The 20967-nt window shown below is 37.8% G+C and carries 17 protein-coding genes; 9 read left to right on the top strand and 8 right to left on the bottom strand.

Annotated elements, in window-relative coordinates:
• Window positions 1-18 precede the first annotated feature (18 nt).
• On the bottom strand, window positions 19-3288 hold the full coding sequence (locus QNI15_RS30760) for an AAA family ATPase (RefSeq protein WP_314035517.1): 3270 nt from the start codon (window positions 3286-3288) through the stop codon (window positions 19-21).
• Between the two features lie 376 nt (window positions 3289-3664).
• Between QNI15_RS30760 and QNI15_RS30755 the strand changes: the two genes are divergently transcribed.
• The 4 genes from QNI15_RS30755 to QNI15_RS30740 all read left to right on the top strand — a co-directional run bounded on the left by QNI15_RS30755 (window position 3665) and on the right by QNI15_RS30740 (window position 7365).
• The gene (locus tag QNI15_RS30755) at window positions 3665-4402 is read left to right on the top strand and encodes an SDR family oxidoreductase (protein ID WP_313992959.1); all 738 of its coding nucleotides are present in this window, start codon (window positions 3665-3667) and stop codon (window positions 4400-4402) included.
• Window positions 4403-4729: 327 nt separating this feature from the next.
• On the top strand, window positions 4730-5158 hold the full coding sequence (locus QNI15_RS30750) for an Hsp20/alpha crystallin family protein (protein ID WP_313992957.1): 429 nt from the start codon (window positions 4730-4732) through the stop codon (window positions 5156-5158).
• Window positions 5159-5483: 325 nt separating this feature from the next.
• On the top strand, window positions 5484-6989 hold the full coding sequence (locus QNI15_RS30745; protein WP_313992955.1) for a Do family serine endopeptidase: 1506 nt from the start codon (window positions 5484-5486) through the stop codon (window positions 6987-6989).
• 73 nt (window positions 6990-7062) lie between these two features.
• Window positions 7063-7365, top strand: coding sequence for a hypothetical protein (locus QNI15_RS30740; protein ID WP_313980604.1), 303 nt, complete (start codon window positions 7063-7065; stop codon window positions 7363-7365).
• 10 nt (window positions 7366-7375) lie between these two features.
• On the opposite strand, the gene QNI15_RS30735 is transcribed toward QNI15_RS30740, so the two are convergent.
• The 5 genes from QNI15_RS30735 to QNI15_RS30715 all read right to left on the bottom strand — a co-directional run bounded on the left by QNI15_RS30735 (window position 7376) and on the right by QNI15_RS30715 (window position 11072).
• A complete protein-coding gene (locus tag QNI15_RS30735; protein ID WP_313992953.1) occupies window positions 7376-7735 on the bottom strand; it encodes an MmcQ/YjbR family DNA-binding protein in 360 nt (119 codons plus the stop codon).
• Window positions 7736-7783: 48 nt separating this feature from the next.
• Window positions 7784-7960, bottom strand: coding sequence for a DUF6728 family protein (locus QNI15_RS30730; RefSeq protein ID WP_313980600.1), 177 nt, complete (start codon window positions 7958-7960; stop codon window positions 7784-7786).
• 144 nt (window positions 7961-8104) lie between these two features.
• On the bottom strand, window positions 8105-9478 hold the full coding sequence (locus tag QNI15_RS30725; protein WP_313992952.1) for an MATE family efflux transporter: 1374 nt from the start codon (window positions 9476-9478) through the stop codon (window positions 8105-8107).
• A 36-nt stretch (window positions 9479-9514) separates the two neighbouring features.
• Complete coding sequence (locus QNI15_RS30720; protein WP_313980596.1) at window positions 9515-10279, bottom strand: ABC transporter ATP-binding protein; 765 nt, start codon at window positions 10277-10279, stop codon at window positions 9515-9517.
• A 55-nt stretch (window positions 10280-10334) separates the two neighbouring features.
• Window positions 10335-11072, bottom strand: coding sequence for an MlaE family ABC transporter permease (locus tag QNI15_RS30715; RefSeq protein WP_313980594.1), 738 nt, complete (start codon window positions 11070-11072; stop codon window positions 10335-10337).
• A gap of 291 nt (window positions 11073-11363) precedes the next feature.
• Here QNI15_RS30715 and QNI15_RS30710 point away from each other — a divergent pair, with 291 nt between their 5' ends.
• The 4 genes from QNI15_RS30710 (at window position 11364) to QNI15_RS30695 (ending at window position 16911) form a co-directional block, all read left to right on the top strand.
• Window positions 11364-12074, top strand: a complete 711-nt coding sequence (locus tag QNI15_RS30710; RefSeq protein WP_313992950.1) for an SDR family oxidoreductase — start codon at window positions 11364-11366, stop codon at window positions 12072-12074.
• Between the two features lie 93 nt (window positions 12075-12167).
• Entirely contained in the window at window positions 12168-14177 is a 2010-nt protein-coding gene (gene ispG, locus QNI15_RS30705; protein WP_313992948.1) for a (E)-4-hydroxy-3-methylbut-2-enyl-diphosphate synthase, read from the top strand.
• Window positions 14178-14249: 72 nt separating this feature from the next.
• Window positions 14250-14903, top strand: a complete 654-nt coding sequence (locus QNI15_RS30700) for a DUF2461 domain-containing protein (protein WP_313992946.1) — start codon at window positions 14250-14252, stop codon at window positions 14901-14903.
• A gap of 220 nt (window positions 14904-15123) precedes the next feature.
• Window positions 15124-16911, top strand: coding sequence for an ABC transporter ATP-binding protein (locus QNI15_RS30695; protein ID WP_314035514.1), 1788 nt, complete (start codon window positions 15124-15126; stop codon window positions 16909-16911).
• Between the two features lie 40 nt (window positions 16912-16951).
• Here QNI15_RS30695 and QNI15_RS30690 read toward each other — a convergent pair whose 3' ends face one another.
• Window positions 16952-17944 (bottom strand): 2-hydroxyacid dehydrogenase, encoded by a 993-nt coding sequence (locus tag QNI15_RS30690; RefSeq protein ID WP_313992944.1) that lies wholly within the window; start codon window positions 17942-17944, stop codon window positions 16952-16954.
• Between the two features lie 303 nt (window positions 17945-18247).
• Here QNI15_RS30690 and glpK point away from each other — a divergent pair, with 303 nt between their 5' ends.
• Window positions 18248-19723, top strand: a complete 1476-nt coding sequence (gene glpK, locus QNI15_RS30685; protein WP_313992943.1) for a glycerol kinase GlpK — start codon at window positions 18248-18250, stop codon at window positions 19721-19723.
• Between the two features lie 36 nt (window positions 19724-19759).
• On the opposite strand, the gene QNI15_RS30680 is transcribed toward glpK, so the two are convergent.
• Window positions 19760-20695 (bottom strand): CPBP family intramembrane glutamic endopeptidase, encoded by a 936-nt coding sequence (locus tag QNI15_RS30680; protein WP_313992942.1) that lies wholly within the window; start codon window positions 20693-20695, stop codon window positions 19760-19762.
• Window positions 20696-20967: the final 272 nt, after the last annotated feature.

Here is a 20967-nt window from a genome sequence, read left to right as displayed (position 1 = left end):
GAGTACAAGAAAATGTCTTTACAACAGATAACTGTCAATAGCTGTATTAAACTGATGTTGCAGAACTTTACTTAAAGACTGTTCATATTGGTTTGTACTTGTAAGTAAATCATAGGTAGTATCCTGTAATCCCTTGGGTGTATACTGACGGCGGGCTTTATGACCTTCAAAAAAGTTTTTCCGATGAATACCGCCAGGAGTCTTAAACTTATCAAAAGGTTGGGTAGAGACAATTACCTGATATTTTCGTATTTCACCTGTGGCAGTTGTCACATTATGTCCTCCATTTTCACTTTTAAAAAACAGAAAAGGCAAGTTCCCTGTTACTTCCAACTCAACGCCAACCAAAGCATAGTTATCATCTATTGGCTTATCATACGAAAATCGCAGGTATACTAACGGTTGCTTTTTAAGATCCGCATACAAGTTATAAGGCCTAAACCTTTGCCAGGTTTCGCCTGTGAATACAATTTCCTGATTATTGTGCCAGATCTGGAAAGCATTGACTATATATCCCCTCTCCATGCTCAGGTTCCTGTAGATATCAGCCAGTTGCATTACACTCCCTGCATGTCCATAAATGCCAATAATGCATTTCATAAACTCAGGATTTTCCTGTCGTACCAGCTTTATTTTCAAATTCTGAAATTGGGTTTTCCATGATTTAAAAAGCCGATACAATTCCGGAGTTTTTCCTTCAATCCCATTTAATAAAAGGAAATTCTCGCTTTCTATAGACTGTATCTGCTGAGTAATCAAATCAAAATCATCCCTGATACCCATCAGTTCATAATATACTTTGCTCTGCACATCATCCTTCCAGAATTTCTCCTCCTGTCTTTTGTCTTTTAGTTTTGCCAGTTTCCGATTCAACTGATCAAGACGACTAATAAAGTGTGCATAATAACTACCATTACGAATAGTAATGGCATTTCGTCGTTGTTTAGTAACTTCATTTGTAAATTCAATAACGGTAAGTTCTGAATTTTCCTCAACTACCTGCTCAATGAGTTGTGTTTCATTTCTTCGATTGATCCGAAAATGAGGTTCGTTTTCTTTCAGATCTATTGTAATGTCCAGAGGCACATGAAACTCATATGTATTCAGGTGACCAGAAAGCGGAATTACAATCTTATCCTGAATGGTTCGTTGCAGAAAACGTGCTCCGTATGCCCAGTTGTACCCTTCTCTACCCAAATAGTCCAGTATATCTTTGGCTATATCGATCACAAGGTTACGACCATTGATACCCTCTCGTTTTTTCAGAATTGATATCTCTCGATCTACAATATGTCGGATTACAGATCTCTCCAAAGGAGCAAATGCCAGTATCCGATCCAAGCGATTGAATAATTCAGGCCGGAAGAAATTCTGTACTTCATTCTGAAAATGAGATATAGCAGTTTCTTTCTGAGCTTTGGTTTCTATAAAACCAACCGTCCCAACCTGATAACTGCGAGCCCCAATATTAGAAGTCAGGATAATAATAGTGCTACAAAAATCTGCCACCCGACCTTTTGAATCTGTTAGCCGACCCTCACCAAGAATCTGCAATAACAGATCGTAGAAAGAGGGATGTACTTTTTCAAGTTCGTCAAACAACAATACAGAAAAAGGCTCACGTCTAACAGCTGCTGTCAGCAAGCCCTCACCCGAGGCATATAGATCACCTGTAAGTCGTAACACGGATAGATAATCTGCATATTCACTCATATCAAAGCGAATCATTTTCTGGCGATTGCCAAATACAAATTCTGCCAACACCTTTGCCATTTCTGTCTTTCCTACACCTGTGGGTCCAACAAATAATAGTGAAGCCAATGGTTTGCCTCTTCGTATTACAGCTGCTTTAATGGAAATCAAGACATCCAGGACTGTCTGAATGACATCTTCCTGACCATAAATGTTCTTATAAAAAAATTGGCTCATGGCGTCAATATCCAACGGAATATCCGGATTTATCATGAATTCAGGCATACCGGTCTCCTGGCAAAAACGGGCATAAATATCTGATTTGGATATGGTTGAATACTTTTCGTTTTCTGAAAGTAATGCTTCCAGAAAACGAATGGTTTTTCCTGGCAATCCGGAATACGGGCTATACCATTGCTGTAAACGTAAAATTTCTTTTGTAGCCACATCTTCCACTGCAATCTTCTTAGACTGGCTTGCCAGTGCAACTTTCTGCAATACAATTTGTTGAATTACAGGGCCAGGCATCTCTTCAATTTTTACTTGCGCAAATAGTGCAGTATAACCAGGAGACTTTAACTCAATCTGTGTTATCTGTTCAGGCGTACATTCACTAATCACAGTAATCTCCCCTCTGGCAATATAATCGCGCAGGTAATCAGCAAACGACATACTGTTTCCTACATACTGACCAACCTCAAATAATTCAGCCAGATTACTAATATATAGAAGGTCGCCTTTGGCCCTCAGTTCATTACACATATATGCCAGGTATTCTTCCCAGCTCCCCAAGGAGGTAAGCCGATGAAGCAGTTGTGCCGCGGAAATTTCCCAGACAGCTACATTCCCCAATCCATTCTGATTTCTCTTACTAACAAATTCACGAATCAATGTGGTTTTTCCTTTTCCGGTATTACCTACCACTACAACACTATTTCGCAAATAGCCACTTAGAAGAGATGCTAATTGGTCATACTCTTTTGTTAATCCTACTAACATCCCAGCATCTGAACTCATTTTTTGTGCAACTTCCGGTAAAATCTGCTGCTTACCAGCCTCTGCCATTTTTTCAAGCTCTGCCAATGTGTAGAAGGTAAGATCAACTGGCACACGATGGACCTTTACCTCACTAAACCACTGAGTGGTTATTAATGTAGCAACAGACTGAAGACGCTTCTTTCGTATAAATTCTAACCGTATATTCTCCGAAAGATTTATATAGAGTTCATCAAGCGTTTTTCCTACAGACTCAATACTCAGTAAGGGAACAAATCCTATAAATTGCAGACTTTCATTCTGAAAATAAAAAATATCAAATGAAAGCTCAAGCTCTGGGAACAACTGATCAACAGAGGCATCCAGCTTCACATTCAACCTATCCTGTATCAGATCCTCATTACTAAAATAGCTTAGAATCTGATCGTAAAGCCCCTTCTTAAGCACGTTCTCTTGAAACGCCTTGGCAACCTGTTTGGCTAGTTGTTGTGGTGAGGTATTAAATCGAACAACTTCTGGCAAATGCAGTGGGAATAACATTCTATTGCCAGATTGATGCAGAGATTCACCAATAAGCAAATGTAATGGAAGAATTTTCATTCATTAAAAGTAAATAGATGCCAGCAAGATAAATCTTTTCTTAAAATCTACTAAATCTCTACGCTCAATCCATGTTACTTTTCAGTTGGTTACCTACAGTAACACAAACCTTGCAATGAACATATATTACATACCAATAAGTATATTTATCATCTCCTCAAATAGCACATCCATTATATATTAATACAGTTTTCGCAAAATTTATTAAGCTATACGAACTTTATCCATAAAAGATGTGTAATAATAAAAATACCTATTGGTATTTTTGAAAAGATAATTACGCTTTAAATTATTATTTAACCAACAAAACACCAGACACCAAAGTAGACAATAAACCAATCAGTATAATAATTCAAATATTCTTTCCCTTAACAAAATGAAAACATCTAACAATACAATCCTTATTACTGGTGGAAGTGCTGGTATCGGATTTGAAATCGCCAAACAATTTGTATCAAAGTCAAACAAAGTAATTATTACAGGTAGAGATGAAAACAGACTAAAATATGCAGCTGAACAATTGCCTGGCGTTATACCTATTGTAAGCGATATCAGCAATGAAGAGGATGTAGAAAACCTCGTCTCGAAGTTATATAGTGAATATCCTCAGTTGAACATTGTAATTAACAATGCAGGCAAAGCTTATCTACATGATCTTTCTGAAAATACTCAATCATTTGATTATGCTCATGCAGAAATCCTTACCAATTATCTATCTATCATACGACTGAATGAAAAACTATTGCCTCTTCTTAAAAAACAGCCAGAAGCAGCTATTGTACAAGTCTCTTCTGTAGTAGCATTCGTCCCCAACCATAAATTGAGTACCTATTCAGCAAGCAAAGCTGCTTTGCATTCCTATTCTCAATCAATCCGGATTTCACTCGAAAATACTTCAGTTAAAGTATATGAGCTTATGCCTCCCCTAGTAAATACTGATTTTTCAAAAGAGATAGGTGGTGAGAATGGAATTTCTCCACAAGCTGTAGCGGAAGATCTTATTCATTCTTTAAAGAATGATATATATGAGATTCATGTTGGCCAAACCGCATATATTTACGATTTAAGCAAATCCTCTCCTGCAGATGCCTTATTAGCTATGAATGGCCGATAAAAGATAAGCAACAAGTTTATAGGTATAAATGAATAACCCACTTAAAGAAACAGCCTGAAGGACCATCCTTCAGGCTGTTTCTTTATCCAGGCACCTTAACGCCCATACTTGTGTGAGCTAAACAAAGGAAAAAAGACATTATGTCATTAAAAAAGACATAAAAGACGCAATATAAGACTTTTTGTCATTAAAATCTTTCTCAAACTGTTAAAAATTATCGCTTTTTCCGGTTGGTATATAAGTTGAATAACACATAGCGTACCTGATTACAAAAAGGTACACAAAACGAAAAAACATTCAACTAAATAACTTAAAACTAGTAAAACTATGGCACTCGTTAGATTCAACCAACCATCCAGTGTTTTCCCTTACAGAAACCTTTTGAACGAATTATTAAATGATTTCAACACTTCTGTAGGACAAGATTATCGCTCAAACATTCCAGCTGTAAACGTTCATGAAAATGAAACAGGATACACATTGGAAGTTGCGGCACCTGGACAACAAAAAGAAAATTTCAACATCAATCTGGATGGTCGTGTATTGACAATTTCTTCTGAGCAAAAAGAAGAAAAGAAAGAAGAAAACGGAAAATGGACACGTAAAGAATTCAACTATTCTTCTTTCAAAAGATCTTTCACTTTACCAGAAAATGTGAACGCAGAAAATATCGAAGCTACATATGAAAATGGTGTTCTGGTAGTAGTTGTACCAAAAGCAGAAGAAGTAAAACCTAAATCTATTGCTATTAAATAAGCAAATGTTGCTTCCAGTAAAAACCTTATGAAGATAAACTTCATAAGGTTTTTCTATGTTAAGACTCGGATAGTTTACATAGCATTAATTACCACTTGTCACAATTGCAATCATTTAAGACAACATATAGCATAGTTTTTTAGTTAATTTTTATAATAATTGCAATTGAAACCCAATCACAAAACCTTAGTTCTAAATAATTGTTAAGCTTAGTTAAATTGTGTTAAAAAACACTGACAACACAATCCGACACGCATGAAATTTGTTATTATAGCAGCAAAAAACATTATTTAACAAAACTCAAATAGTCTAAAAATTCCGAAGTATGAAAAAGTTGTTGAGTGCAGAATATGCAAAAATCTTTGTTGCTGCCATACTTGGCAGCATGTTAACATTGGGCGGTTTTGCCTGCTTTAATCGTGGAGATAACAAACCTGTATTTATTGAGAAAGCAGCTGATTTCTATCATAATGCATCTGTTGTTTCTGGTAATGAAAATCCACAGGGAGACTTTTCGGCAGCAGCAGAAGCGGTTGTTCCTGCAGTTGTAAACATCCGTTCTACTGTTGGTAGTCAGGTAGCTTCTCGTGGAGAGAGAGAAGATCAGGAAGGTATGGATCCATTTGAACAATTCTTTGGCCGCCGTTTCCGTGATTTCGAAATGCGTCCACAAGGACCTCAAAAAGCATCTGGTTCTGGCGTAATTATCAGTTCAGACGGTTACATTGTAACAAACAACCACGTAGTTGAAAATGCAGATGAACTGGAGGTTTTCCTGAGCGACAAACGTTCCTTCAAAGCGAAAGTGATTGGTACAGATCCAAATACAGATCTTGCACTTATTAAAATCTCTGCAAACAACCTTCCTAAACTAGCCTTTGCCAACTCTGACAATGTTAAGATCGGTTCATGGGCAATGGCAGTTGGATTTCCATTACAACTGGAATCTACTGTAACAGCAGGTATTGTGAGTGCAAAAGGTCGTAGCATTGGTATCTTACAAGGGGATGCGGCAAACCGTGTTCCTGTAGAATCTTTCATTCAGACTGACGCAGCTATTAACCCTGGTAACAGTGGTGGGGCTCTGGTTAATCTGAATGGAGATCTTATTGGTATCAACACAGCTATTGCCTCTCCTACAGGTAGCTATGCTGGTTATGGATTTGCTATCCCAGCTAATCTGGTAAGCAAAGTAGTAGAAGATATCCTGAAATATGGTTCTGTACAACAAGCTTACCTGGGAGTGGTACTGGGTCAGGTAGACAAAGAAGCTATTGAGAAAAATGGTCTGAAGGTTCAATCTGGTGTATTCCTTGATAGCTTGATTGCAGGTGGTTCTGCGGCTTCATCTGGTCTGAAAGAAAATGATGTGATTCTTAAAATTGATGAGAGTTCAATCGGAACCATTGCTGATATCAAAGAAAAGATTGCTCGTCATCGTCCTGGAGATGTTATCAATGTTTTAGTTAACCGCAAAGGTAGTGAGACCGCTGTAAAGGTTACATTGAAAGGTCTATCCAATAACGCAGCAATCGTAAAAAGAGAGCGTAGTGAAGCTGTGGAATCTCTTGGAGTTGAATTTGCCAATTTATCAGCAGAGGATAAGAAGAAGGCAGGAGTTGAATTTGGTGTAAAAGTTTCTTCCATTTATACTGGTAAACTTCGTGAAGCAGGTGTTCGTCCAGGTTTTATTATTATGAAAGTGAACAATCAGCCTGTTAAAAATGTAGATGAACTATTAAAAGCTATTAACCAGTCAGATGATATGGTCAATCTAATGGGAAAATATCCGAATAGTTCACAAAAGCTTATTTATGGATTTGAAAAATAATCCGAATTTTATTTGTAATTTTAAAGCCTCTGCTGGAAACAACAGAGGCTTTGTTTTTAGAATCCATACTTCTATGAAAAGTTTTTCCAAAAGACAAATAAAGCTGCTACTGGTATTAGGGCCTTCATTTGTATTCCTGTTTATTTATTTTTTAGTCAGTGTTCTTTTTGTCAATACAACTGACCGTCATATGCTTACAACAAACAGAGAATTAAAACAGTATAAGCCAGGAATGTATCATCGCTTTATCAATGTATTACATGAGAAAATGTTATTTGTAGAAGATAAAAAACCAAAGCATCCTAAACATCATATTTCTCATTCAACAGAAAGCGATTCAAGCAAAATCCATGTATCAAAACATGTAGCCCATTAATACTTTTATCTCATTCAACTGCAGCAAGTTCCTCCTTTTTGGCTTTTGTCAAAGCTTTTACAACCAGTTCATAAGAATGGTCAATCCATTCCTGCAATAACTGGTCTTTCACTGATCCGTCAGCTATAATTGTATTCCAGTGTTTTTTATTCATATGATATCCGGGTAATACACAACTATGTTGTTCCCGTAATTCTATTGCCTTTTCAGGATCACATTTGATATTAAAAGATAAAGGTTGGCTATCAAATCCAGTTAAAGCAAATACCTTATCCATTACTTTAAACACCAGAGTACCTTCACCAAAAGGTAAAGACTCGGTCACTCCTTTTTTAGAAAGACAATACTCACGAAAAGACTCAAGATTCATAACCTGAAAATTACAGAAGAAGGACAGCCAAGACTAAAGATCTATCTGTTACAGAAACTTTTTAACAATCATAAAGATTAAGCCCAACAAAAACATGATCATAGAAATCTTGTTAATACCATGCATCATGCGAAGATTAAAGTTTGGGCGATTATTTGGATCTTTCTTACGAAACCAGTAAGATACCACAGGGCTTAGATCCAGCAAATGTTTTAAACGACTCATATCACAAAAGGATTGGGAAGGAGAAATGAATATATATTACTTGGAAAACCTGCTCCTATACTAAATGGTTCAGAAAATCAATACCCGAATGAACACAAAAAGTGTTCAATATGCAATAATTATCTTTAAAATAGACCTATACTTCTATCCATGTAGTATTTCCTGAGGCACAGATTTAAACTCAAAATCTGCTGCGGCTGTCAGTTTGTAAAAACGTGTGAGTAAAAGCAAGGCAGAAGTAGTTAACCCCAGAAAAAGGCCATACCAAACTCCCTGAATATCCAGTTTCAAGACAAAAGCAAATACATATGCCATAGGTAATCCAACAATCCAGTAGGCAACCAACGTGATATAAGTTGGAATATTCACATCTGAAATTCCACGTAGTATACCTAATCCTGTTACCTGAAGTCCATCAGAAAGCTGGAAGAATCCTGCAATGATAACCAACGAAGTAGTGATTGTCATCAATGCCACATCATCTGTATACAATGAAGTTAGGGAACGAGCCAGTACCAAAAAAGTCAGACAGGCTGTACCCATAAATAAAATAACAAGAAATACAGTAATAGCTCCTGCACGGATAATTTTATGCCGGTCCCGAAGTCCAACAGCCTGCCCTACTCTGATTGCACCTGCTGAGGATAATCCGGCTGCCACCATATACGTAACAGATGCCATATTGAGTGCAATACTATGTGCAGCCTGTTGCAATGTACCTAACCAACCCGCAAAAAAAGTAGCAGATGAAAAAGCAGCTATTTCGAAAAACAACTGTAATCCACCCGGTAATCCTAAGCGTATCAGTTTGACCAGTAAGGGTATCAACGAATTTTCAGACTGTACCGAGATAAAGGGTTTAAAAATGTTATCCTTTACAATATATACACCAAGTCCTATAGCCATAACAGTTCTGGAGATTATGGTTGTAATCCCAGCCCCATTCAAGCCCATGGCTGGTACTCCCAGTTTACCATTAATAAACACCCAGTTCAGAAAAATGTCCAGTACTGTTCCCAATAGGGTAATAATCATAGTAACCCGTGTAAAGGAAAGTCCATCTGTGAACTGACGCAAAGCAGCATATATCATCAAAGGAATGGCAGAAAACGCTACATAGAAACTGTAGTCTGTAGCTAATGCCTGTACATCTGGTTTTTGATTGAACAAACCAAAATGTTGTGATACAAGAAGGAACAGTCCAGCCACAACAATTCCCCAGAATAAACCCACATACAATCCGGATAATAAAATACGTCTGCATTCAGCCTGATTACCCTGGGCTTTTGCGGTAGCCGTCTGTGGGCCTACTACCATTAATGAACCAATCCCTATAATTGAAATAAGCCAGAACACGGAGTTGGCAAATCCTGAAGCAGCAACCGGGGAAGCTCCCAATCGTCCAACCTGAATAGTATCCCCTACTCCCATCAATACATTCCCTAATTGTCCTATAATAATGGGTACTCCTAAATAGATTGTTTCTTTAAGTTCTTTACGGTAAGTGTTCAGATTCATAGTTTATAGTTTTATTAAAAACAAAAAAACCTCCAATCAGGAGGTCTTTGCTCTTTGGTTATTGGCATCTCGCAATAATCGGTTGGCAAAAATAAATTCCTGCAATTCCGGTGACGTAGTATCTGTAATAGTCTGACTGGTTCCCTGCCAGAGTTTTCGACCCCGATGGATATACAAAATATACTCCCCAATAGTCATTACCGAATTCATATCATGTGTTACCACAATGGTCGTTATCTTGTACTCGTCCGTTATCTCACCTATCAGTTCATCAATCTTTATGGCAGTGAGAGGGTCCAAACCGGAATTGGGTTCATCACAAAATAAATATTTTGGATTTAAGACAATAGCTCTTGCAATCCCTACACGCTTCTGCATACCTCCACTAATTTCCGAAGGCATACGTTTATTCACATTTTCCAGCCCTACCCGCTTCAGACAAAAATTGACCCGCTCCAGCTTTTCTTCTCTGGACATTGAGGTAAGCATATCCAGCGGAAACATCACATTGCCTTCCACATCTTTTGAGTCAAACAAAGCATTGCCCTGAAATAACATGCCTATCTCTCTTCTGATTTCGCGCTTGGTGTCATCATCTCCACTAATAAAATCCCGTCCATCGTACAACACTTTCCCTTTGTCTGGCTGAATAAGTCCCACAATACATTTGAGTAATACAGATTTTCCATGACCACTTTGTCCGATAATCAGACTTGTATTACTATCATCAAACCGGGCATTAATACCATCTAGTACAACTTTATCCCCAAATGTCTTGGATACATCAACAACTTCAATCATTTATCTTTAAAGTATAGTTTTGAATAACCTCATAAAAATATTTTCTCAAACCTGCTTATAATAGTAATTGAGCAAGCAGATAATCTGCCAGCAGAACAGCAATACAGCTATTAGTTACAGCCTTAGTACTGGACTGTCCAACTTCCAATGCACCACCTCTGGTATAATAACCTTGAAAAGCAGAAATAGAAGAAATCAGAAAGGCAAATACAAATGATTTGACTAAAGAAAAACGTACGTTACCCGGATTAAAATCTGATCGGATACCATAAATATAGTCTGACTTAGTAACTAATCCGGATAAAGTGCTGGATAGATACCCCCCATAGATGGAAAGAAAAGAAGCCAGAATTACCAACATTGGGAATGTGATCAACGCAGCAATAATTTTTGGTAAAACCAGATAACTGGCCGAATTAATTCCCATTACCTCTAAGGCATCAATCTGTTCGGTAATACGCATGGTACCTAAACCACCTGCGATGTTGGAGCCAACTTTTCCACATAAAACTATACATATAACGGTGGAGGCCAGTTCCAGAATAGTAGTATCCCGAACTAGTACTCCCACAATGGTAAGAGGAATCAATGGACTTACCAGATTGTATACTGTTTGCAATGCAGTTACTGCTCCTATAAATGTGGAAACAATTACCACAATAAAAATGGAATCAATTCCAATCAACATACACTCATCCAGTATTCGGGAAACATATACTCCGAATTTTTCACGATTCCTGAACATGGAAGCAATAAACAAACAATACTTACCAAACTGAGAGAGAAGATACATAACTACCTGTTTCTTGAAATAATAAAAATGATTGATACGTAAAATTGAAAAAATTACTCTGATGAAAATACCTCAAGAGTTAAATTATTTACTTATACTTTACCTTCCAGCAACTAAAGTACAATTTTTACCCTTTATTTTGTTCCTGGTTCTGCTTTATAAAAGCAAGAGCAAAGGAATAAAGAGAAAATAAGAAAACCAAAGCATAACTGAACCACTACAACAACGGATTATGCATTTTTATATTCTATCTTTGGGGTACTGATCCTAAAATAGGTATATTCTTACTTTATGAATAGATTATTAATTGTAACTGGGGGCACAAAAGGTATTGGAAAAGCCATTGTTTGGAAGTTTGCAGCCAATGGTTTTGATATAATTACATGTGCACGTACAAAAAAAGATTTGTTATCCTTGCAACAAGAGTTTGAATCTACTTTTACGCAAAGTAAATTATTCTGGCAATGTGCAGATTTGTCAAAAAAGGAACAAGTTCTACAATTTGCAGACTTTATTAACTGGTTAAACCGTCCTGTGGATGTACTGGTTAATAACAGTGGCTTTTTTGTACCGGGACAAGTTTACAATGAACCAGAAGGAGCCTTGGAATCTCAGATAGATGCCAATCTTTACTCTGCCTATTATTTGAGCAGAGCATTACTTCCGCCAATGATCAAACGACAGGACGGACATATTTTCACTATGTGCTCTATCGCCAGTATCATTGCTTACCCCAATGGAGGTTCCTACAGCATCAGTAAGTTTGCGTTGTATGGCATGACCAAAGTATTAAGAGAAGAATTAAAAGATAAAGGGATACGCGTTACAGCAGTACTACCAGGAGCCACTCTTACAGCCAGTTGGGAAGGAACTTCACTCCCACCAGATCGATTTATGAAATCCGAAGATGTTGCAGAAGCAATATATAGCACTCATTGCCTGTCTAAAAATACAGTAGTGGAAGAAATAGTACTTCGCCCTCAACTGGGAGATATTAATTAAGATCTGAACATTTTGAATGGTAAACTCGTTTTACAAAAGTATCTGCACTTACACAAAACCTATGTATTTTTGTGTGACTATTTTCAATAATCTATGACATCACAGCAAAATTCTATCATACTTAATCCTTCGTATTGCGAATCATTGACAGAATATAAACGTCGCAAAACTATCACTGTCAATATTGGAGATGTGCCAATGGGTAGCGATTATCCTATTCGTGTACAATCTATGACTACTATTGATACAATGGATACAATGGGTTCTGTAGAACAAACGATACGAATGATTGAATCTGGTTGTGAATATGTCCGGATTACAGCACCCAGTATTAAAGAGGCAGAAAATCTAGGTAATATACGACGTGAACTTCGTTTGCGTGGATACACAGTGCCTTTAGTTGCAGATATTCACTTTACACCCAATGCTGCGGAATTAGCCGCCCGACTGGTAGAAAAGGTACGCATTAATCCAGGAAATTATGCAGATAAGAAACGGTTTGAAACCATAGAGTATACAGATGTCACCTATCAGGCAGAACTGGAACGTATACGGGAGAAGTTTATCCCACTGGTGAAAATCTGTAAAGAATATGGTACAGCTATGCGGATTGGCACCAACCATGGCTCATTATCTGACAGAATTTTGAGCAGATATGGTGATACACCGCTGGGTATGGTAGAATCAGCGCTGGAGTTCTTGCGTATTTGTGAAGATATGAATTACTACAATATTGTCATATCCATGAAAGCTTCCAATACACAGGTGATGGTTCAGGCTTACCGACTACTAGTTCAGAAACTGGCAGAAGAAGGGCTTAAGCCCTATCCTTTACACTTGGGTGTAACAGAAGCCGGAGAAGCTGAAGATGGGCGTATTAAGTCTGCAGTAGGTATTGGAACATTACTGGAGGACGGTTTGGGTGATACGGTTCGTGTTTCTCTTACAGAGGCACCAGAATTAGAAGCTCCAGTAGCGCAGGCTCTTATTGACAGATATACACGTAGGGCCGAGAATGCAAAACCGATCAAACCAATTACAATTAATCATACTGAAACTCTTCTTAACCCTTATCAGTATTTTCGCAGGCATACACACGAAGTAGTAAACTTTGGTGGACAAAATGTACCACGTGTCATTGCCGACTTTTCTCAGGTTTCAGATGTCCAGATGGAGGATTTGAAATCAATCGGACACTTTTATCTTCCATTACTCGACAAATGGAAAATGAACGATCTGGGAGCCGACTATATATATGCAGGCAAACAACCCATTCCATTTATGATTGCCAATGGTTCCCGTCAGATTTTAGATGCAACCACCTGGCAAGCTATAGATGATAAACTAAATACGTATCCTCTTTTTAATGGATTGGACTATCTTCAGGCTACAGAAAAACATCCGATGCTTAACTTCGTGACGTTGACGTACAAGGAGTGGCAGCCTGAGTTTATTCAATTACTGAAAACAGATACGACTATAGTGTTGTGGATTAAGACTGAGAATGCTCATGCAATGGCGGCCTTACGCCGACTCTTTTTCTTTTTACTGGAAGAAAAAATAACCTGTCCTGTAGTACTTAGAAGAGACTATCAGGAAAATGAAGAAAACACATTATTATATGCGTCCACAGATGCAGGCGGATTACTGATTGATGGTTTGGGAGATGGGATTTTACTAGGTACAGAGAAAACCTATCTGACTTCCAAAGAAGATCTCTTAAAGAAGCTTTCGTTTCTGAACCAGACTGCCTTCGGTATTTTACAGGCAGCTCGTACTCGGATGAGTAAAACTGAATATATCTCCTGTCCAAGTTGTGGTCGTACATTGTTTGACTTACAGGATGTAACTGCCATGATCCGAAAAAGAACGGATCACCTGAAAGGCATAAAAATTGGCATTATGGGTTGTATTGTTAATGGACCAGGAGAAATGGCTGATGCAGATTATGGATATGTGGGATCAGGGGTTGGAAAAATCACCTTATATAGAGGTCAGAACGTAGTGAAGAAGAATGTTCCGTCTGATAAAGCGTTGGATGAACTAATTGAACTTATACGTGAGGATGGACGATGGAACGAAGTAGAAGCTATTGAAGCTTAGCATTACTCTAAGCAATTTTTATTTAATTACTATTTAGTTTGTTGCCCTAAAAAAATTGTCACCACTTACATCATGCAAACCGCTTTAACCTTTCTCAATCACCTTAAAGACAACAATACACGTGAATGGTTTCAGGAACATAAAGATGAATATGAACAAAGCCGTTCTGTATTTATTCAATTGGTGAAAGAAATACTGGCAGCCATGGCACCTTTTGAACCTGAACTATCAGAACTGGAAGCCAAAAGCTGTGTATTCCGAATCTATCGGGATGTTAGGTTCTCAAAAGATAAAAGCCCTTACAAAACCCACTACGGTGCATGGATTGCGAATGCAAACAAAAGTCTGGTTTGGCCAGGGTATTATATACATATACAACCGGGTGAGTCTTTTCTGGCAGGAGGGCTTTGGATGCCACCAGCCGATCAACTAAAAAAAATTCGTCAGGAAATAGACTATAATGGGCATAAGCTTCATGAGATTATAGATAATGCAACTTTTCAAAAATTCTTCAAAGACTTCTCTGAAGAGGAAAAATTAAAAACATCACCCAAAGGATATCCCTCCGATCATCCTGATATTGAATGGCTTAAACTAAAAAGTTTTACTGTTTCATGTAGGATTACGGATGCAGAACTCAATAAAAAAACATTCAAGGATAGTTGTGTTGAGGTATTTCAGGCAATAAAACCTTTAAATGATTTTCTAAAAACTGCCATTGTATAATTAATTTCCCCGATTTTTACCAATAAGGATTTTAGCTGGTTGTTTGCTCAGATTAAATTACAGAAATGTAATTTTTTCCTGAAAACTATAGCGACAAATGTGTAACAAAATGAAGAACCGACACGTTTTTATTTTGTACCTTTAAAAAGTCATATACCACGTTACACACACGTCTTATAAACCATCCTTTTCTTTGTAGATTAACTAGCTATTATCCAAATTGAATCCTTATTTATCACTCATTCGCACAGCATGGAGCTATGCGCGTCAGGAACGGAAACGTTTTCTCGTTATTTATGCGTTGTTTATCTTATCTAACCTGCTCAACGCCCTGAATCCAATCTTCTTTGGTTGGTTTGTGAATAAAATCCAACATGACAAAACACGTGTTTTAGAGTATGCAGGCTTTTATGCCGCAGTGTATATTGGGATAAAGCTCCTTCAATGGTCACTTCATGGCCCTGCACGTGTTATGGAACGGCAACTGGCGTTTAGCTTAAGCCGTAACTTTCTACAGGAAATGTATCATCAGGTACTTCATTTGCCTATCAAATGGCATCAGGATCACCATAGTGGATCAACTATCAATCGTATTCGCAAGGCATACGAAGCACTTAAAAACTTCTTTGATGGGGGTTTTCAATACCTGAATGCGCTTTCCAAATTCGTATTTTCGTTTGCGGCAATGCTCTATTTCTCACCCATATTTGGAGGAATTGGCGTAGCACTGGGTATCATTACGGTATGGATTATTTTCAAATTTGATAAGCCGTTCATTAAAACGCTGGAAGAAGTAAACGAAAAAGAGCATGTAGTCTCGTCTACCCTGTTTGACAGTTTATCCAATATTATTACAGTGATTACTTTGCGACTGGAGAAAAGCATGGAAGACGGATTAATGAGCAAAGTAAAAGATCTTCTTCCTCCTCTTCGCCGGAATGTAATTATCAATGAATGGAAATGGTTTTCAGCAGATACATTGGTTGCTGTCACCTATGCTATTATTACAGTTGGCTATGTCTATCAAAACTGGACTCCAGGCGAAGTATTTTATGTAGGCGGCCTTGTAACTCTTCTTGGGTATGTGAATCAGTTCACCAGTGTTTTTCATGATGTTGCATACCAATATACTCAGGTAATACAATACAATACTGACGTTCAGACAGCAAAAGATATCAGTGTTACGTATTTAAACCAACACCGTCCGGAAGCCCAGGTAGCAATGCCTGATTACTGGCACACGATAGATATTTCCAATCTGAATTTCACGCATCAGGAGAATGTAATTCAAAAGGGGCAAAAGCCACCACAGAAACTACAGAATATCAATCTGACGATACGACGTGGTCAACGTATTGCATTCATTGGGGAAAGTGGAAGTGGTAAAAGTACGTTACTCAAAGTATTGCGTGGGCTGTATGAGCCGGAGCCAGGCTTTGAGGTTTCCATTAATGGAGATATTCAAAACGAATGGGGAACATTAACGAATACAATGACCTTATTCCCTCAGGAGCCCGAAATATTTGAAAATACCATTGAATATAATATCACTCTGGGATTGCCATTCAGCAAAGAGGAAGTATGGCAAGTTTGTGAAGGAGCACATTTTGCATCAGTCGCTAAAAACCTTCCAAATGGCCTGGAATCACAAATTCAGGAAAAAGGTGTCAATATTTCGGGTGGACAAAAACAAAGACTGGCATTGGCCCGAGGTATTCTGGCCGCACAAAGCAGCCATATTGTATTACTGGACGAACCGACAAGTAGCATTGATCCAAGAACAGAAGTAAAGATTTATGAAAATCTGTTCAAAGAATTTTCAGATAAAGCAGTAATATCCTCTCTGCACCGTCTGCACTTATTACGCTATTTTGACTACATCTATGTTCTGCAAAACGGATCAATTGTAGATGAAGGATCATTTGACAAATTGTATACAAGTAGTCATGTATTTCAGGAAATGTGGCGTCATCAGGAAAGCCATGTAGCTACCACTGCTATGGCGTAGGTGCTTTCTGTTATTATTTGAGTTTGAGGTACAATGTACCTCAAACTTTTACCTGATTCGTCAAAGGAAGCTTTTGCTCATACTCATGAATATTCTGCAAAGTTGTCTCTGCAATATTATGCATCGCATTTTGTGTAAAAAAAGCCTGGTGCCCGGTAATAAGTACATTAGGAAATGTCAATAATCTCATAAAAACATCGTCTTTGATCACCTTTTCTGATAAGTCTTCAAAAAACAGATCTGCCTCTTCCTCATATACGTCAAGACCCATATACCCAATTTGTTCATTTTTTAGCCCTCGAATGGCTGCTTTCGCATCAATTAACGCACCCCGCCCTGTATTGATAATCATGACGCCTTTCTTCATTTGACTAATTGTCTCTTTATTGATGATATGATGCGTTTGTGGAGTTAAGGGGCAATGCAGAGAAATAATATCTGAAGTCCGCAAAAGCTCTTGCAGGGAAACATACTCCACTCCTATTTGTTTAGCCTCTTTGTCTTCTGCAATGTCATATCCCAATACTCTACATCCAAATCCTTTGAGTATCTGTGCGGTAATGAATCCAATCTTCCCGAGTCCTATCATACCCACAGTTTTTCCATGTAGATCAAAACCCATCAGACCATCCAATGAAAAATTACCTTCCTTCACTCTGTTATATGCCCTATGTGTTTTGCGATTAAGTGTCAGTATCAATGCAATGGTGTGTTCAGCAACTGAATAGGGAGAATAAGCTGGCACCCGAACTACTTGTATACCTTCTTCTCTACATGCAGATAAATCTACATTATTATACCCTGCACAGCGTAAAGCAATTAATTGTATACCATTTTGTGCAAGAACTTTAATAACCTTGGCATCTGCTTTGTCATTTACAAAAATACAAACAACATCTGCTCCTTTGGCCAGATTAGCTGTATGAACGTTTAATGGGATATCCAGATAGTTCAAGCTATACTGGTGGGAATGATTGGCCTCCTCAAAAAACGATTTCTCATAAGGCTTTGCACTAAAAAAAGCAATTTTCATGGGTGTAGTGTGTTAAATAGTTAGAAAAATAATTAGCAGCTCTTGTATTAGTAAGAAAAACTGATAATCAACCCATTGCAAATTATAAAAACTTTCTGTTACACCTCTCTCTTCTTTTCTGACAGAAATCATTCTTGGTCCAAATCTTTCTCATCACCACTAATTAATTTACAATATATCCTCGTTAAAGCACAAATAATATTTTTATATTACCCTCCATATATATACCTAACACTTTTGTCTCATTCACTTAGCTTTTCAGATAAGCTGAGTACCATTATACTTAAACCCAGTTAATAAAATATGTATATTCTTGCTATAGACCAGGGCACAACCAGTTCGCGTGCCATTGCTTTTGACCAGGCTGGAAACATAGTTCACATTGCACAAAAAGAATTCAAACAATACTTTCCTCAACCTGGTTGGGTCGAACATGATGCTAATGAAATCTGGACTTCAGTCGGTTCTGTCATAGGTGAATTACTTTCGAAATTAACAGCCAAAAAGATAGCAGCTATTGGTATCACCAATCAACGGGAAACTACCCTACTCTGGGATAAAAATACAGGAGAGCCCGTATATCATGCTATTGTATGGCAATCCAGACAAACTGTTAGTATTTGTGAAGAGTGGAAACAAAGAGGATATTCAGACGCTGTACGTCAAAAGACAGGTTTACTAATAGATGCCTACTTTTCGGCCAGTAAAATCCGGTGGATTCTTGACAATGTACCTGGAGCAAAAGCCAAGGCAGAAAATGGAGAACTATTATTTGGAACAATTGATACATGGCTGGTATGGAAAATGACACGTGGAAAATCCCATGTCACCGACTATACTAATGCATCCCGAACAATGTTGTATAATATCCATACCCTCCAATGGGATCAAGAGTTATTGAATCTATTTGGAATTCCTGAATCTATATTACCTGAAGTACGGTCTTGCTCAGAGGTATATGGATACACAACGGCTGCTTTTGGAGGAGAAGAAGTTCCAATAGCGGGTATTGCAGGAGATCAACAGGCAGCGTTATTCGGGCAAGCCTGTTTTGAAGCAGGTATGGCTAAAAACACCTATGGAACAGGATGTTTTATGCTAATGAATACAGGAACAAAGGCGGTTTCTTCTCAAAATGGACTACTCACAACCATTGCATGGGGAATTGGAGGAAAAACAGAGTATGCATTGGAAGGAAGTATTTTTGTTGCTGGTTCAGCTATTCAATGGTTGCGAGATGGTTTGCGGATATTGCAAAAGTCTACCGACAGTGAAAAACAAGCGTATTCACTTGCCAGCAATGATGGTGTGTATGTTGTACCTGCTTTTGTCGGCCTCGGTACACCCTATTGGGATAGTGACGCCCGTGGTGCTATTTTTGGATTGACCCGAGGTACACAACGTGAACATCTGGTACGTGCAACATTAGAAGCAATAGCCTATCAAACTAAAGATGTTCTCAATGCTATGCAACAAGACTCCGGTATTGAATTAAAAAATCTCCGCGTAGATGGAGGAGCAGTAGCCAATAACTTCCTCATGCAATTTCAAAGTAACCTCCTGGGTGTACCCGTTGTTCGTCCAGTAGTGAATGAAACTACTGCCCTCGGAGCGGCTTATCTGGCAGGTTTAGCAACTGGTTACTGGAAAGACAGGAATGAAATAGCCCAACGTTGGCAGGCTCAGAACACATTCACACCACAAATGCCAATTACGGAAACAACCAAGCTCTATAAAGGCTGGCAAAAAGCAGTAGAAGCAGCTCGTCTGTTTAAATAACTGTCAGAATAAGCCTGTTAGTTAGACAAGCAGGCTTTATTTCAATCCTTTCTGAATCCAGGCTGCAACTTCCATCAGCCAGGCAACTCCTAAATGAATAGCTACCCCACCCCATATATTTCGACTATACAAAGCAATAACTCCTAAAATATATCCTCCAAAAATAGCTCCAATAGTTTCCCCTAATGGTTTACCAAAATGTAAAAACGCATAGGTAACAACCATAGGTAAAATTGCTTCCTTCCCAATGATTACTGCAATGCCAATCACCAGAAACCCCCTGAAAATTAACTCTGTCATCACAAATGCAGAGCCATAAGCTAGTTCATAAATAAATGCAAGTATACCTTTGGGTAAACCCAACTGTTCATCAGGTAATGGAGATCTATACGTAGGATAGGTTGCCAGAAAGTCCGGTTGAAAAGAGGCCCAGATAATAGGAGGTATCATAATCAACCACATAATAAAATAAGGCTTTAAATCAACCTTATGAGTAGTAAGGCCATAAAAAGTTTCAGGACGAGGACGGTAATATGTATAAAACAGCACTAACGGAATCAATGTACATACTAATGGAGCTAATTCGTGTGCTAGTTTGTAATTCCAGTAATATAAATTATTATCCAATTTGCTCACATACGAACCAACAGAATACGAAAATTCTGGTTCTATGCTAAGAACAAGCATTCCAAATAAACTATATACCCAAAAGTTTTTATCCAGAGACTTTTCAGCTAACTGTCCGGTTATTCGTAAAATTCCAATAGTACCATAATAGGCAAAGCTGTACAAAAGAAAATACCATAAGTAACGTTGTGGTCTTCCCACATAACTGTCAATTATGCTGTCCTCCAGATCTACATAATAATTAAACGAAATACAAACTATCAGAAATAGGGTAACCAATCCATATGTTTTTATCGTAAAATCTTGACGAATATGTGTAAGAAGATAATGTATAATTTTCTTCATAAGAAAAAAATAGTGTTAAATTAAAAAAGGTGGTTTTAAAGGATTGTATTGCTTGAATGTATCTACAGTAGGAGTTTTGCCCGGAAAGAAATCATTTTCTTTGGAAGAAATCTCTAATAATCTAGCTACCAAGTATAACCGATAGATTATTAAATAGAAATATTTTTTTAACAATATTGATTAAAATGCGAAATATTTTTACTTTTCAAAGACAAAATAAGGTAAAACTAATGGGTATATCTCCTCTTAGTTTGCTAATCTACTTACTTTTC

It is taken from the genome of Xanthocytophaga flava, assembly GCF_030068545.1.
GTDB lineage: Bacteria > Bacteroidota > Bacteroidia > Cytophagales > 172606-1 > Xanthocytophaga > Xanthocytophaga flava.
Note: the sequence above shows the minus strand (reverse complement) of the source record. Positions and strands in the feature narration are given on the sequence as shown.